Raw genomic sequence first — 14,344 nt, 5'->3', positions numbered from 1 at the left:
TCAGCCCTTGAGGCCCTGGGTGGCGACGCCGTCGACGATGTAGCGCTGGAACAGGATGAAGAAGATCATCACGGGCAGCAGCGCCAGGACCGCCATCGCCATCTGCGCGCCGTAGTCGGAGACGGACGTCTGGTCGACGTACAGGCGCAGCGCGATCGGCAGCGGGTACATGTCGGGCTTCTTCAGGTACAGCAGCGGGCCGAGGAAGTCGTTCCACGACCAGATGAACGCGAAGATCGAGCTGGTGATGATCGCCGGTCGCATCAGCGGCAGCATGATCGCTGTGAAGATGCGGCCGTGGCCGGCTCCGTCGATGCGCGCGGCCTCGTCGAGCTCCCGGGGCAGGTTGCGCATGAACTGCACCATGAGGAAGACGAAGAACGCCTCGCCGGCCAGGAACTTCGGCGCGAGCAGGGGGATGAACGTGTTCACCAGCCCCATCTCGTTGAACATGATGTATTGCGGGATGATCACCACGTGGAACGGCAGCAGCAGCGTGCCGATCATGATCGCGAAGAACAGCCCCCGGCCCGGGAAGTCGATCCGCGCGAACGCGTACGCCGCCACGGTGGAGGACAGCACCACCCCGACCACCGACGCGACGGCCAGGATCATGGAGTTGCCGAAGAAGGTCCAGAACCCGACGCCGCCGATGCCGGACAGCGCCGTCGCGAAGTTGTGCAGCGACAGGTGGTCGGACCAGAGGCTGATGTTCCCGATGATCTCGTTCGACGGCTTGAACGAGCTCATCAGCATCCACGCGGCCGGGTAGAGCACCACGATCGTGCACAGAATCATGAACGCGTGGAAGCCGACCGACCGGGCACCCTTGCGACGCCGGGCCGCCTGACGCAGGGACGTGTCGATGGCGGGGCCGTTCGGCGAGCCGGGGAGGCCCGCGGCCGCGGCCTGGTTCGACAGGGACACAGGTGGGGTGACGACGTGCGTGATGTCGCTCATCGGTTGTCTCCCGAGTAGTGGACCCAGGCGTTCGAGGTCTTGAACAGGATCGTGGTGATGACGCCGACCACGACCACCAGGACCCACGCCATCGCCGAGGCGTACCCCATGTCGAACTGCGCGAAGCCCTTGATGTAGAGGTACAGCGTGTAGAACAGCGTCGAGTCGGCCGGGCCGCCCGTGCCGCCGGAGATGATGAACGCGGACCCGAAGACCTGGAACGCGCCGATGGTCTCCAGCAGCAGGTTGAAGAACAGCACCGGGCTCAGCATCGGGATGGTGATGCGCCAGAACTTGCGCACCGGGCCCGCGCCGTCGACGGCGGACGCCTCGTAGAGCTCGGCGGGGATCTGCTTGAGGCCGGCCAGGAAGATGACCATGGGGGCGCCGAACGTCCACACCGCGAGCAGCACGAACATCGGCATCGTCTTGGACGGGTCGCCCACCCAGCCGCCGGCCGGCAGGCCGAACAGCTGCTGGATGCGGTCGACGATGCCGTCGTCGATGAACATCGCCTTCCACACGATCGCGATCGACACCGAGGCGCCGATCAGCGACGGGGCGTAGAAGATCGACCGGTACGCGCCCTGGCCGCGGTGCTTCATGTTGAGCACCATCGCGACCAGCAGCGCCGCCGCCAGCTTGATCGGCGTGCCGACGAGCACGTAGATCGCCGTCACCTTCGCCGACGTCCAGAACCGCGGGTCGTGGAAGAGCTTCGTGAAGTTCTCGATGCCCACCCAGGACGGCGGCCGGAACAGGTCGTAGTCGGTGAAGGCCAGGTACAGCGACGCCACCATCGGGAACGCCGTCAGCACCACGAACCCCACCAGCCACGGCGACAGGAACGCGAACCCCGCGCCCGCCTCGCGGCGGCGTCGGGCGCGCCCCCGCTCGGGGGACGCGTCCTGCGCCCCCCGAGCGGTGTCGAGCGTCGTGCTCGTCGAGACGGTCACGACTGCTTCACCGCGCCGTCCGCGAAGGAGAACCACTGCGTGACGAACTCGTCCACGGTGATGTTGCCGTACATGAGCTCCTCGCCGAGACGCTTGTACTCGGCCTCGATCTCGCCGAAGCCCTCGACCGGCACGGGCGCGGACTCGGTCACGACGTCGGCCACGTCCTTCTCGTACTGCACGACCTTCTCGTCGACGGAGCCCTTCTCGAGCTTCATCGCGTCGATCTGCGCCTGGACGGCCGGCACACCCTTGGAGGTGCCGAAGATCTCGCCGACCTGCGGGTCGTTGACGAGGAAGTCGATCAGCGCGGCGGCGGCCTCGGGCTGCTTGGTCTGCGCCGAGGCGGACAGCAGCATCGACGGCTTCCAGAACTGCTGCGGGCCGTCGTCGCCGGACGGCATGGGCAGCATCTCGAGGTCCTCGCCGGACTCCGCCGCGTAGCCCGCGAGGAAGTTGTCCCAGCTCATCTCGGACGCGGACTGGTTCACGTGGAACCCCCCGAGCGGCTCGAGCTGCTTGGCCTTCTTGATCGGGAAGAACGCGCTCTCGTCGCGCAGGCCCTGGCCCTGGTCGAGCCACTCGGTCATCTGCGCCTCGTCGAAGTTCAGCTGGCCGTCGTCGGTGAACGGCTCGACGCCCTGCTGGATCAGCCACTGCAGGAAGAACCAGAACGTGCCCGTGTAGTCGGCACCGCTGTAGACGACGGGGTCCTCGCCGGCGCCGGCCTTCGAGACCTCGCTCATCCAGTCGTTGAGGTCGTCCCACGTGTAGCCCTCGGCCGGGGGCTCGACGCCGATCTTCTTCAGCACGTCGGCGTTGTAGAACAGCGCGAGCGTGTTGGTGCTCGTGGGCACGCCGAACTGGCTGCCCTCGATCTGTCCCGACCCCAGGAGCGAGTCGTCCACGCCGTCGACGTCGAGGTTGACGCCCTCCTGCCCGGTGAGGTCGAGGAGCTGCCCGGTGGCGCCGTACTGGCGCAGGTAGGACAGGTCCATCTGGATCACGTCGGGCAGGGCGCCGCCGGCGGCCTCGGTGGCCCGGGCGGTCCAGTACGCGTCCCAGTCCTGGAACTGGGTCTGCACGGTGATGTTGGGGTGGTCCTTCTCGAAGAGGTCCACGGCCTTCTCGTACATCTCGGCGCGGGCGGGCTCGCCCCACCAGGCCATCGAGATGGTGATGTCCTCGTCGGTGCTGACCTTCTCGGCGGACCCCGGATCCGCGGCCTCGGTCCCCCCGCCGCAGGCGGTGAGGGTGAGGGCGACGGTCAGCATCGCCGCTGCCGCGCCGGCGGCCTTGCGCGTGATCCTCATGTGAGCCTCCTCGCTCGTCGATCGTCCACGATCGTCGCCGGCGAGGACGCCCCGTTGACTCCTCGCCCGCTGGTGACTGAATCGATAAAACACGACTCGGTAAGCGTTGTCCAGCCCCGGGGGACAGCCGGTCGCATCACGATCCGACAACGAGCCGGCGACCCGGGGTCGGCACCGTCCCGCCCGAATGCCCGCCGGCCTGTGTGAACGCTCACACCGCGGGCGAGCATACGACGCCCCCGCGCCGGGGGACGAACCCCCAGGCAGGCCCCCGGCCCGTCCCGGCCCGGCCGGCACGCCCGAGGACGGGGCGCGCCGCGACGCCGGGCCGCGACGCCGGGGCCCGCCGTCAGGCCGCGGCGAGCGCGGGCACCTCGGCCACGACGGCAGCCACGAGGCGCTCGTCCGTCCCGGCCCCGGCGGGCAGCAGCCCGGGCAGCGCGAGCAGCGCACGGGCGACGTCCGCCGGCGTCGCCGCGGCGGGGTCGCCGGCGCCCGCGCGGGCCACGACGCCGGCGAGCTCGTCGGCGCGCGGGTCGTCGACCAGCCGCCCGGCGGCGGCCTCGCGGCGCACCACCTCGCTCCACGCGGCCAGCCCGAACGCCGCACCCGCCGGCACGACGCCGGCGGCGAGCCGGTCGGCCACGACGCCGCCCCACCGGATCGGGATCTTCTGCGTGCCGTCCATCGACACCTGGAGCGTGGTGTGCCCCGTGGCCGGGTTCGCGAACCGCTCCAGCAGGGACTCGCCGTACGCGCGCAGGTCCGCGCCGTCGGGCGGGGCCAGCGTGGACAGCGCGTCGTCGAGCATGAACGCGCGCGCCCGCTCGCGCAGCGCCGGGTCGGTGACGGCCTCGGCGAGCGTGGCGTGCCCGGCCAGCCGCCCGGCGTACGCGAGCAGCGAGTGGGTGCCGTTGAGCATCCGCAGCTTGGCCTGCTCCCACGGCGCGACGTCCGCGGTGAGGGTGGCGCCCGCCCGCTCCCACTCCGGCCGCGGGCCGGCGAACCGGTCCTCGATCACCCACTGGCGGAACGGCTCGCCCACCACCAGGCCCTCGTCGCGGGCGCCCAGCTCGCGCTCCACCGCGTCGCGCTGCGCCGGGGTGGTGGCGGGCACGATCCGGTCCACCATCGAGCACGGGAAGGCGACGTCCGTCGCGAGCCACGACCGCAGCCCGTCCCCGTCGGGCCCTGGCAGCGCGGCGTCCACCGCCGCGCCCACCAGCCGCTCGAGCACCCGCCCGTTGTCCACCATGTTGTCGCAGGTCAGCACCGTGACCGGGCGCCGCTCCCCTGCCGCCTGCGCCGCCCGCCAGCGGGCCGCGAGCCCGCGCACGAGCAGGCCGACCGCCGTCGCCCCCGGGACCACCCGGTCGGCGGACGGCTCGGCGGCGAGCGCGTCGAGGTCCGCGCGCACGCGCTCGACGTCGAGGCCGCCGTCCGCGTCGCGGGCGTACCCCTTCTCGGTGACGGTGAGCGTCACGACGTGGGTCGTGGGCGCCGCGAGCGCCGCCAGCACCCGCGCCGTCTCCTCGGCGGGCCACGCGACGTCGAGCACGGACCCCACGAGGTCGAGCCGGCTCTCGTGCGTGCCCGCCGTGAGGACCCCGTACACCCCGCCCTGCGGGCGCAGCTGGTCGCGCACCGACGCCGAGCGCTGCGTCACGCCGAGGATCCCCCAGCGGCGGTCGCCCGTGGCCCGCGCGGCGAGCTCCGTGAACACCGCCTGGTGGGCCCGGTGGAACGCCCCGATCCCCAGGTGCACGATGCCCACCTGCTCGGGGGTCACCGGCGCGTCGAGGTGCGCGGGGAGGGCGGAACGGTGGAGTCGGTCGGTCATGGGTCCTCCGTCGGGCCGGCGGCGTCGCCGGGTCGTCGTTCTTCTCGGTCAGGTGCCCGCGGCGGGCGGGGCCGCCGGGGGCGGGGCGGTCGAGCCCCGCACGACGAGCTCCACGGGGAGCGTCGCCACGACGTCGCCGCCGTCGTCCGCGCGGGCCGCCAGGCGGTCGACGGCGGCCCTGCCCGCGCCGCGCAGGTCGGTGCGCAGCGTGGTCAGCGGGGGCGACGTCAGCTCGGCGACGTACGCGTCGTCGCACCCCACGACCGACAGGTCGCCCGGCACCTCAAGGCCCCGGACCCGGACGCGCTCGACGAGGCCCACCGCCACGAGGTCGTTGAAGGTCACCACCGCGGTCGCGCCGGACGCGAGGACCAGGTCGGCGGCGGCGTGCCCCCCGGCCACCTGCGGGCGGTGCGGCCCCAGCTCGACCAGGTCGACGTCGTGCAGCCGCGCGGCCGCGGCCCGGAGCCCGTCCCGACGCCGCCCGTCGGACCAGGAGCTCTCGGGCCCGCCGACGTACGCGACCTTCCGGTGGCCCAGCGCCCGGAGGTGCTCGAGCGCCCGGAACATGCCCGTGCCGTGGTCGGCGACCACCGAGGGGACGCCGTCGACCTCGTGGTTGACGAGGACGACGGGGCGACCGCCGAGCGCGGCGACGGACCGCTCGACGGAGCGGGGGGAGCACAGGACGAGGCCGTCCGTCTGGGGCGCGAGCCCGGCGACGGCCTCCGTCTCGAGGTCCGGGTCCTCGTCGGAGTCCACGACGAACAGGCCCAGGCCGCGTTCCCGCGCCCGCGCCTGCGCGCCCTTCGCGATCGCGGCGAAGTAGGGGTTGGCGAGGTCCGGCACGACGAGCCCGAGGGCGCCGGTGCGGCCGGCGCGCAGCACGCTCGCGGCGCGGTTGGGCCGGTACCCGAGCTCGCGGGCCGCGGCGGTGACGCGGTCGCGCGTCGACGGCGCGACCCGCTCCGGCGCCGCGAGCGCCCGCGACACCGTCGAGATCGAGACGCCGGCCGCCCGTGCGACGTCGTGCACCGTGACCACGGCGACCACCTCCCTTCGACGGACCTCCGGACGACCGACGACGGCGGGCCGGTGCGGGTGCGAACGTTTGCCAGATCGTCCCACACCCCGCCGCGCGCCGTCTCCCCCGTCTCACGCATCGAGGTGAATCCGCGACGACGCGCGACACCCGTTACGATGCAAACGTTCGCACGATCTCGACGACGAGGAGCCCCCGGTGACCGAGCGCTGGACCCTGCACCCCGACCGGGCGCTGCCCGCCGACCCCGTCGCGCGGCCGCTGGCCCGCGAGATCTACGCCGCGGTGCAGGACCTGCCGATCGTCTCGATGCACGGCCACGTGCCCGTCGAGTGGTTCGCCGACGACGCGTCGTTCGGCGACCCCGCGCAGCTCGTCGTGGTGCCCGACCACTACCTCACGCGCATGCTCGTCTCCCAGGGCGAGACGCTCCCCCGCCTCGGCGTCGGGTCTACCGCCGACGAGGACGCCGAGGCCGACCCGCGCGAGATCTGGCGCCGCTTCTGCGCCGGCTGGAAGCACTTCCGCGGCACGCCCACGCGCTACTGGCTGGAGCACGTGCTCGTCGAGATCCTCGGCGTCACGCAGCGGCCGTCGGCCGAGACCGCCGACGCGCTCTACGACCAGGTGGCGGCGCGGATCGCCGACCCGGGCTTCCGGCCCCGCGCCCTGCTGGACGCGTTCGACATCGAGGTCATCGCCACGACCGACCCCGCCTGGGCCACCCTCGACGCGCACGCCAAGCTCGCCGCGGACGGCTACGGCGAGCGCGTCCTGCCGACGTTTCGCCCCGACCCGCTGCTGCACCTCGACCGCGCCACGTGGCGGGAGGACGTCGCCCGCCTGGGCGAGGCGGCCGGCGTCGACGTCACGTCCTACGACCGCTACCTCGAGGCCCTGCGCGCCCAGCGCGAGCGCTTCGTCGCGGCGGGCGCGCGCGCCACGGACCACGGCCACCTCTCCGCCGACACCACGCCCCTGGACGACGCCGACGCGCGGCGCATCCTCGACAAGGCGCTCGCCGGCACGGTCACCGCCGCCGAGGCGCAGGCGTTCAGCGGGCACATGCTGTTCCAGATGGCCGCGATGTCGGCGGAGGACGGCCTGGTCATGCAGCTGCACCCGGGCGTGCTGCGCGACCACGCCGACGCCCCGTTCGCCGCGTTCGGCCCGGACAAGGGCTACGACATCCCCGTCGTCACGGAGTTCACGCGCTCCCTGCGCCCGGTGCTCGACGCGTTCGGCCACCACCCGGGCCTGCGGCTCATCGCGTTCACCGTGGACGAGGACGTGTACTCGCGCGAGCTCGCGCCGCTGGCGGGCGTCTACCCGGCCCTGCGCCTCGGCGCGCCGTGGTGGTTCCTCGACGCCCCGGACGCCATGCGGCGGTTCCGCGAGTCGGCCACGGAGACCGCCGGCTTCAGCAACATGAGCGGCTTCGTCGACGACACGCGCGCCTTCTGCTCCATCCCGGCGCGGCACGACCTGGCCCGCCGCATCGACGCCGGCTACCTGGCGCGCCTCGTGGCGGAGCACCGCCTGGACCTGGACGAGGCCCTCGACGTCGCCGTCGACCTCGCCTACCGCCTGCCCCAGGCGGCCTACGCCCGCCCCTGATCCTTGCCGGTGGGCGACGAACGACGAGCACGAGGAGCAGCACGGTGAAGATGGGTTTCCGCTGGTACGGCGAGGGCAACGACACGGTCACGCTGGACCACATCCGCCAGATCCCTGGCGTGGAGACGGTGGTGTGGAGCCTGCACCAGAAGCAGGCCGGCGAGGTGTGGGAGCAGGAGGAGATCGACGCGGAGATCGCGCGCATCACCGGGCTCTCCGCCGAGGCGCGCGCCCGCGGCGTGACCCGCACCCTGGACGCGGAGGTCGTCGAGTCGGTCAACGTGCACGAGTCGATCAAGCTGGGCCGCACGGTGCTGGGGCTCGGCCGCGACGAGGCGATCGAGAACTACGTGACCACGATCCGGCGGCTGGGGAAGGCCGGCGTGAAGGTGGTCTGCTATAACTTCATGCCCGTCTTCGACTGGCTGCGCACCGACCTGTGGCACCCGCTGCCCGACGGCTCCACCGCCCTGTTCTTCGAGCGGGCCGTCGTGGACGGGATGACGCCCGAGGGCCTCATCGCCGACATGGCCGCCGGGTCCCACGGCCTGACGCTGCCCGGCTGGGAGCCCGAGCGCCTCGCGGGCTTCACGGAGCTCAACGCGGCCTACGAGGGCGTCACGCACGAGGACATGTACGCGAACTACCGGTACTTCCTCGACGCCGTGGTCCCGGCCGCCGAGGAGGCCGGGGTCAGGCTGGGCGTGCACCCGGACGACCCGCCGTTCGACGTCTTCGGCTGGCCGCGCGTCGTGTCCACGCCGGAGGACCTGCAGCGCGTGCTGGACCTGCACCCGAGCCCGCACCACGGCCTCACCCTGTGCCTCGGGAGCTTCTCGGCGAACCCCGCCCAGGCCCCGCTGGCCGCGGCCACCGTGCGCCGCTTCATGGACCGCATCCACTTCACCCACGTGCGCAACATCAAGCACTTCCCGAACGGCGACTTCTCCGAGGTGGCCCACCGGGCGTGCGAGGGCGACGTCGACACGACCGGGATCATGAAGGCGTACGCCGAGGCCGGCTACACCGGGTACGTGCGGCCCGACCACGGCCGCCACCTGTGGGACGAGAACACCACCAACAAGCCGCGCCCCGGCTACGGCCTGTACGACCGCGCGCTCGGCATCCAGTACCTGCTCGGCGCGTGGGACGCGTTCCGCTACACCGCGCCCGACGCCGGCGCCTGAGCCCGCACCGCACACCGAGCCCGCACGCACCGCACCGAGGAGACCGACGGTGAATTCCGAAAACGTTGTCGACGCCGCGCCGCACCCGGCCTGGCTGCCCGACGGCGCGCTGGCCGCCGTCGGACGCCGCCGCCTCACGCTCCGCACCCCGGACCTGCCAGGCCCCGCGCACGGTGGTCCCCACCCTCGTCCCGACGGCTCGCCGGAGGTGGTGGCCACGCTGCGCGCGGAGCTGGACCGCGCGACGACGGCGCACGGCGGGGCCGTCGTCGACCCGGGCGGCTCCCCCGACCTCGTGCTCGCGCTCGCGGCATCGAGCGTGCTGACTTCGTCCTCGAACGGCCGGAACGAGGATCATGTCAGCACGCTCGATGCCGAGGCGGGGGCGGCCGGGTTCCGGTTCGTGCGCTCGGCCGGCCGGGTCACGGTCACCGCTGCCACGCCGACGGCGCTGCTGCACGGGTGGTTCCACGCGGTGCGGCTCGGGGAGGCGGCGTTCGCGGGGCCCGACGCCGACGAGCACCACGCCCCCGCCTTCGCGCTGCGCGTGCTGGACCACTGGGACAACGTGGACGTGCACCCGGTCATGGGGCAGGTGGAGCGGGGGTACTCCGGCGGGTCGGTCTTCTACGACGACGGCCGGGTCCGCGCGGACCTGTCCCGCGTCACGACCTACGCGCGCCTGCTCGCCGCGACCGGGATCGACCGGGTCTGCGTCAACAACGTCAACGTGCACGCCCGCGAGGCGCGGCTGCTCACCGACGACCTGCCCGAGGTGGCCCGGATCGCCGCCGCGCTGCGGCCGTACGGCGTGCGCACCCACCTCGCGGTGAGCTTCGCCGCGCCGATGACGCTCGGCGGGCTGCCGACGTCCGACCCCCTCGACGCGGACGTGGGCGCCTGGTGGCGCGCGGCGGCGGACCGCGTCTGGGCGGCGGTCCCGGACTTCGGCGGCTTCGTCGTCAAGGCCGACTCGGAGGGCCAGCCCGGCCCGTTCGCCTACGGGCGGGACCACGCCGACGGCGCGAACGCGCTGGCCGAGGCCGTGGCCCCGCACGGCGGCGTCGTGCACTGGCGGGCGTTCGTCTACGACCACAGGCAGGACTGGCGCGACCGCTCCACCGACCGCGCCCGGGCCGCCTACGACCACTTCGCGCCGCTGGACGGCCGGTTCGCCGACAACGTCGTGCTGCAGGTCAAGCACGGGCCGATGGACTTCCAGACCCGCGAGCCCGTCTCCCCCGTGCTCGCCGCGATGCCGGGCACCCGGGTGGCGCTCGAGCTGCAGGTCACGCAGGAGTACACCGGCCAGCAGCGGCACGCGGTCTACCTCGCGCCCTGGTGGCGCGAGAGCCTCGCCTTCCGGCCGTGGGGCGAGGGCGACGAGGGCGGCCCCGCGGTGCGCGACCTCGTCGCGTCCGGCGGCGTCGCGGCCGTGTCGAACGTGGGCGACGACCGGTTCTGGACGGGGCACCCGCTGGCGCAGGCGAACCTCTACGCCTTCGGGCGGCTGGCGTGGGACCCGACGCTCGACCCGTCGGCGCTGCTCGACGAGTGGGTCTCCCTGACGTTCGCGCGCCCGGACGGGACGGTCGAGCCGCGGGTCCGCGAGGTGCTGCACGCGGTGCTCGACGACTCGTGGCGCACCTACGAGTCGTACACGGCGCCGCTCGGCGTGGGCTTCATGGTGCGGCCCGGGCACCACTACGGCCCCGACGTCGACGGGTACGAGTACACGCCGTGGGGCACGTACCACTTCGCGGACCGCGACGGGGTCGGCGTGGACCGCACCCGCGCCACCGGCACGGGGTTCACCGGCCAGTACCCGGCGCCGTGGCGCGACGTGTACGAGGACGTCGCGACCTGTCCCGACGAGCTCCTGCTCTTCTTCCACCACGTGCCGTACTCGCACGTGCTGCACAGCGGGGTCACCGTGATCCAGCACGTCTACGACTCCCGGTCCGAGGGCGTGGAGCGGGTGCGCGGTGCCGTCGCGGCCTGGGAGTCGCTCGCCGACCTCGTGCCGGACGCCGTCCCCGCGGACGTCGACGCGCGGGTCCGCGAGCGCCTCGCCGAGCAGCTGCGCTCGGCCGTCGAGTGGCGCGACCAGGTCAGCACGTACTTCCTGCGCAAGTCGGGGGTTCCCGACGCCCGCGGCCGCACGATCTACTGAGCCCCGACCACCACCGCACCGCACCACTCCGAGGGAGCACGCCCGCATGACCACCCCGACGCCGGAGTCCCTCGGGATCTCCCCGGCCGCCGTCCTCGACCTGCTCGACGACCTGGAGGCGCCGGGCCTGGACCCGCACGCCCTGGTGGTCGCGCGGCACGGCGCCCCCGTGGCCCGCGGCACGTGGGCGCCGTACCGCGCCGACCTGCCGGGGCTCGTCTACTCGGTGTCGAAGACGTTCACGGCGATCGCGGTGGGGCACCTGGTGGCCGAGGGCGCGCTCTCGCCCGACGACCTGGCCGGGTCGCTGCTGGGCCGGCCCACGGACTCCGGGATCACGGTGCGGCACCTGCTCACCATGAACACGGGGCACACGGCGGAGCAGGTCGCGGAGATCGGCTTCGACTCCGCCCGGCTGCTCGCCACCCCGCCCGCGCACGCCCCCGGCACGCACTTCGTCTACAACTCGCCGGCGTCGATGGCGCTGTCCTCGGTGGTCACGACGCTCACCGGCGAGCGCCTCACCGACTACCTCCGCCCGCGCGTGCTGGACCCGCTCGGCATCCGCGGCTCCTGGTGGGTCGGGCACCGCGACGGCGCGCTCGACATCGACCAGGGGTTCTCGGGCCTGCACGTCACGGTGGAGGACGTCGCGCGGCTGGCGGTGGCGCTGGCCGACGGCGGCCGGTACGACGGCGCGCAGGTGGTGCCCGCCGCCTGGCTGGCCGAGATGCGGCAGCCCTGGTCGGACAACGCGGAGGAGCCCGGCGCCGACCACGACTGGGCGCGCGGGTACGGCTACCAGGTGTGGCGCAGCCGCCACGGCTTCCGCGCCGACGGCGCGTACGGGCAGTTCGGCCTCGCCGTGCCGGAGCTCGGCCTCGCGATCGGGTACCTCGGCGCCACCCGGACCACGGACCGCGTGCTCGCGGCGTTCTGGCGGTTCGCCGACCGCCTGGAGGACGGCCCGCTCGCGCCCGAGGAGGCCGCGGCCGCCCGGTTGCGGGCCCGCCTCGCGACCCTCGACACGTGGCCCGGACGGGTCGACCCCGACCCGGAGCCCACGCCGGCGGAGCGGATCTCCCCGGTCCCGTGGACGCTGCTCCCCGCGGACGGGGAGCCCGGCACGTGGCGCGTCGACGTCGGCGGGCACGTCCTCACGGCGACCGACCGGGGCTGGACCACGCACGTCGTGCCGTGGCCCGACGGCAGCGCTGACGCGCGGCCTGGAGCCGAGCACGACCCCGTCCCCGACCCGGTGCTCGTCCTCGCGGTGCGGGCGCGGGCCGGCGACGACGGCGCTGGGCAGCCCGAAAGCACGGTGCAGCCCGAAAGCACGGTGCAGCCCGACAGCACGGTGCAGCCCGACAGCACCGTGCAGCTCGACGTCGTGATCCCGACGTCGCCGCACCGCCTGGTGGCGCGCGGGCCCGCGCCGGCCCCGGACGGCGGCGGGCAGCGCCTCGACCTCGCGTGGACGACGACGCCGCTGTGGCGGCCGGCGCTGTCGACGCTCGTCGTCCCGGGCGCGACGGCACGGGGGCTGCCGCGCTGACCAGCGGCGCGGCGCGCGGCTACCTCGCGTCGGCCCCGCGCGAGCGCGGCGAGACGATCCCGGACTCGTAGGCGAACACCACGAGCTGGGCGCGGTCGCGCGCGCCGAGCTTGGTCATGGCCCGGCTGACGTGCGTCTTCGCCGTCAGGGGGCTGAGCACCATGCGCCCGGCGATCTCGTCGTTGGACAGCCCGTGGGCGACGAGGGCCACGACCTCCCGCTCGCGGGGCGTGAGGAGCCCGAGCCCGTCGGCGCCGACGGCGTCCGGCGGGCGGGCGACGAACTCGCTGATCAGCCGGCGCGTGATCGCCGGGGAGAGCAGGGCGTCGCCCCGCACGGCGGCGCGCACGGCCTCCAGCAGGTCGGCGGGCTCCGTGTCCTTCACGACGAACCCGCACGCCCCCGCCCGCAGCGCCTCGAACACGTACTCGTCGACGCCGTAGTTGGTCAGCATCACCACGTGCACGCCGGTCAGCGCGTCGTCGGCGGCGATCTCGCGGGTGGCGGCGATGCCGTCGAGCCCGGGCATCTGCACGTCCATGAGGACGACGTCGGGCCGCAGCTCGCGCGCCAGCCGCACGCCGTCGCGCCCGTCGGCACCCTCGGCGACCACCTCGACGTCGTCCTCCGCGTCGAGCAGCGCGCGGATGCCGGAGCGGATGAGGGCCTGGTCGTCGACGAGGCCGACGCGGATCACGCGCGGGCCGCCGGCTCGCCGGTCGCGGGCGCCGCCGCCGGTGCGGCCGCGGGCCGTGCGGGCGGCGCGGGCAGCGGGAGGGTGACACGCACCGAGAACCCGCCGTCGGCCCCGGGCCCGGCGCGCAGGGTGCCCCCGAGGGCGACGACGCGCTCGCGCATGCCGGTCAGCCCGTGCCCGGGCTCCGGGTCCCCGGGCGAGCCGCGGCCGTCGTCGTCGACCTGGAGGGTGAGCTCCCGGTCCGCGAACGCCACGCGCACGGTCGCGGCGGCCGCGGGCCCGCCGTGCCGGGCGACGTTCGTGAGCGCCTCCTGCACCACCCGGTAGGCGGCCTGGTCGGTCTCGGCCGGCACGGTGCGCCGGTCGCCGACCACCCGCACGGTGGTGGGCACGCCCGCGCCCTCGGCCCGGTCGACGAGGGCCTCGAGCCGGTCGATGCCGTTCCCGTTGGGCTCGCCGTCGCGCCGCAGCACGTCGAGCGTCGAGCGCAGTTCGCGGGCGGCGTCCGTGCTCGCCTCCTGGATCGCGAGCAGCGCGGGCGGCGGCTCCTCGCCCCGCTTGCGGGCCAGGTGCGCGGCGACGCCCGCCTGCACCTTGATCACGGAGATGCTGTGGGTCAGGGAGTCGTGCAGCTCGCGCGCGATGCGCAGCCGCTCCTCCACGGCGCGGCGCCGGGCCACCTCGTCCCGCGTGCGCTCGGCGTCCTCGGCCCGCTGCTCGACCTCGCGCACGTACGCCCGCCACTGGAGCACCGCCACCCCGGCGACGCCGAGGGAGACCAGCCAGCCCGCCGCGAGGATCCGCTCCCGTGCCCGTCCCGTTCCCATCCCGGCAGCGTAGGTGTGCCGCGTCGGCCGCCGCATCCGGCGCGGGGAGGCGTTCCCGCCTGCTCCCTGCGCAGTAGCCGGACGCCGCCCGGCCGCCCTCCCGGGTAGCCGCAGGTGTCGCCGACGGGCGGACGCGCCGGGGGTGCCCGGCCGCGAAGGATCGGGACCACGGATCGA

The 14,344-nt window shown here is 74.2% G+C and carries 11 protein-coding genes; 4 read left to right on the top strand and 7 right to left on the bottom strand.

Going from position 1 to position 14,344, the window contains the following annotated elements; all coding sequences use genetic code 11:
- From ACFU5J_RS12355 to ACFU5J_RS12335, 5 genes are all read right to left on the bottom strand, one after another.
- On the bottom strand, positions 1-960 hold the full coding sequence (locus ACFU5J_RS12355) for a carbohydrate ABC transporter permease (RefSeq protein WP_430574321.1): 960 nt from the start codon (positions 958-960) through the stop codon (positions 1-3).
- Positions 957-1,916, bottom strand: a complete 960-nt coding sequence (locus ACFU5J_RS12350) for a carbohydrate ABC transporter permease (RefSeq protein ID WP_430578890.1) — start codon at positions 1,914-1,916, stop codon at positions 957-959. The genes ACFU5J_RS12355 and ACFU5J_RS12350 overlap by 4 nt, the downstream gene beginning before the upstream one ends.
- Complete coding sequence (locus ACFU5J_RS12345; protein ID WP_430574319.1) at positions 1,913-3,229, bottom strand: ABC transporter substrate-binding protein; 1,317 nt, start codon at positions 3,227-3,229, stop codon at positions 1,913-1,915. The genes ACFU5J_RS12350 and ACFU5J_RS12345 overlap by 4 nt, the downstream gene beginning before the upstream one ends.
- Positions 3,230-3,578: 349 nt before the next feature.
- On the bottom strand, positions 3,579-5,069 hold the full coding sequence (locus ACFU5J_RS12340) for a mannitol dehydrogenase family protein (RefSeq protein WP_430578889.1): 1,491 nt from the start codon (positions 5,067-5,069) through the stop codon (positions 3,579-3,581).
- 48 nt (positions 5,070-5,117) lie between these two features.
- Entirely contained in the window at positions 5,118-6,113 is a 996-nt protein-coding gene (locus ACFU5J_RS12335; protein ID WP_430574317.1) for a LacI family DNA-binding transcriptional regulator, read from the bottom strand.
- A 196-nt stretch (positions 6,114-6,309) separates the two neighbouring features.
- Here ACFU5J_RS12335 and uxaC point away from each other — a divergent pair, with 196 nt between their 5' ends.
- Genes uxaC through ACFU5J_RS12315 form a run of 4 tightly spaced genes read left to right on the top strand, consistent with a single transcriptional unit; the run spans position 6,310 to position 12,643 of the window.
- Positions 6,310-7,728: a glucuronate isomerase gene (gene uxaC, locus ACFU5J_RS12330; protein WP_430578888.1), complete on the top strand. Its 1,419-nt coding sequence runs from the start codon at positions 6,310-6,312 to the stop codon at positions 7,726-7,728.
- A 50-nt stretch (positions 7,729-7,778) separates the two neighbouring features.
- Complete coding sequence (locus ACFU5J_RS12325; protein ID WP_430575346.1) at positions 7,779-8,915, top strand: mannonate dehydratase; 1,137 nt, start codon at positions 7,779-7,781, stop codon at positions 8,913-8,915.
- A gap of 49 nt (positions 8,916-8,964) precedes the next feature.
- Entirely contained in the window at positions 8,965-11,088 is a 2,124-nt protein-coding gene (locus ACFU5J_RS12320) for an alpha-glucuronidase (RefSeq protein WP_430578887.1), read from the top strand.
- A gap of 46 nt (positions 11,089-11,134) precedes the next feature.
- The gene (locus ACFU5J_RS12315; RefSeq protein WP_430578886.1) at positions 11,135-12,643 is read left to right on the top strand and encodes a serine hydrolase domain-containing protein; all 1,509 of its coding nucleotides are present in this window, start codon (positions 11,135-11,137) and stop codon (positions 12,641-12,643) included.
- A 19-nt stretch (positions 12,644-12,662) separates the two neighbouring features.
- Here ACFU5J_RS12315 and ACFU5J_RS12310 read toward each other — a convergent pair whose 3' ends face one another.
- Positions 12,663-13,340, bottom strand: a complete 678-nt coding sequence (locus ACFU5J_RS12310) for a response regulator (protein WP_430574313.1) — start codon at positions 13,338-13,340, stop codon at positions 12,663-12,665.
- The gene (locus ACFU5J_RS12305) at positions 13,337-14,167 is read right to left on the bottom strand and encodes a sensor histidine kinase (protein ID WP_430578885.1); all 831 of its coding nucleotides are present in this window, start codon (positions 14,165-14,167) and stop codon (positions 13,337-13,339) included. The genes ACFU5J_RS12310 and ACFU5J_RS12305 overlap by 4 nt, the downstream gene beginning before the upstream one ends.
- Positions 14,168-14,344: the final 177 nt, after the last annotated feature.

Origin of the sequence: Isoptericola sp. NPDC057559 (assembly GCF_042801555.1) — a bacterium.
Lineage (GTDB): Bacteria > Actinomycetota > Actinomycetes > Actinomycetales > Cellulomonadaceae > Isoptericola.
The sequence above is the reverse complement of the archived record's forward strand: the minus strand, read 5'-3'. Positions and strand labels throughout refer to the sequence as shown.

Bases quoted from the DNA above. Each gene is read 5' to 3' on its own strand.
- ACFU5J_RS12345 (WP_430574319.1), bottom strand. From the start codon at position 3,229: ATGAGGATCACGCGCAAGGCCGCCGGCGCGGCAGCGGCGATGCTGACC.
- ACFU5J_RS12315 (WP_430578886.1), top strand. From the start codon at position 11,135: ATGACCACCCCGACGCCGGAGTCCCTCGGGATCTCCCCGGCCGCCGTC.
- ACFU5J_RS12305 (WP_430578885.1), bottom strand. From the start codon at position 14,167: ATGGGAACGGGACGGGCACGGGAGCGGATCCTCGCGGCGGGCTGGCTG.
- ACFU5J_RS12340 (WP_430578889.1), bottom strand. From the start codon at position 5,069: ATGACCGACCGACTCCACCGTTCCGCCCTCCCCGCGCACCTCGACGCG.
- ACFU5J_RS12355 (WP_430574321.1), bottom strand. From the start codon at position 960: ATGAGCGACATCACGCACGTCGTCACCCCACCTGTGTCCCTGTCGAAC.
- ACFU5J_RS12325 (WP_430575346.1), top strand. From the start codon at position 7,779: ATGGGTTTCCGCTGGTACGGCGAGGGCAACGACACGGTCACGCTGGAC.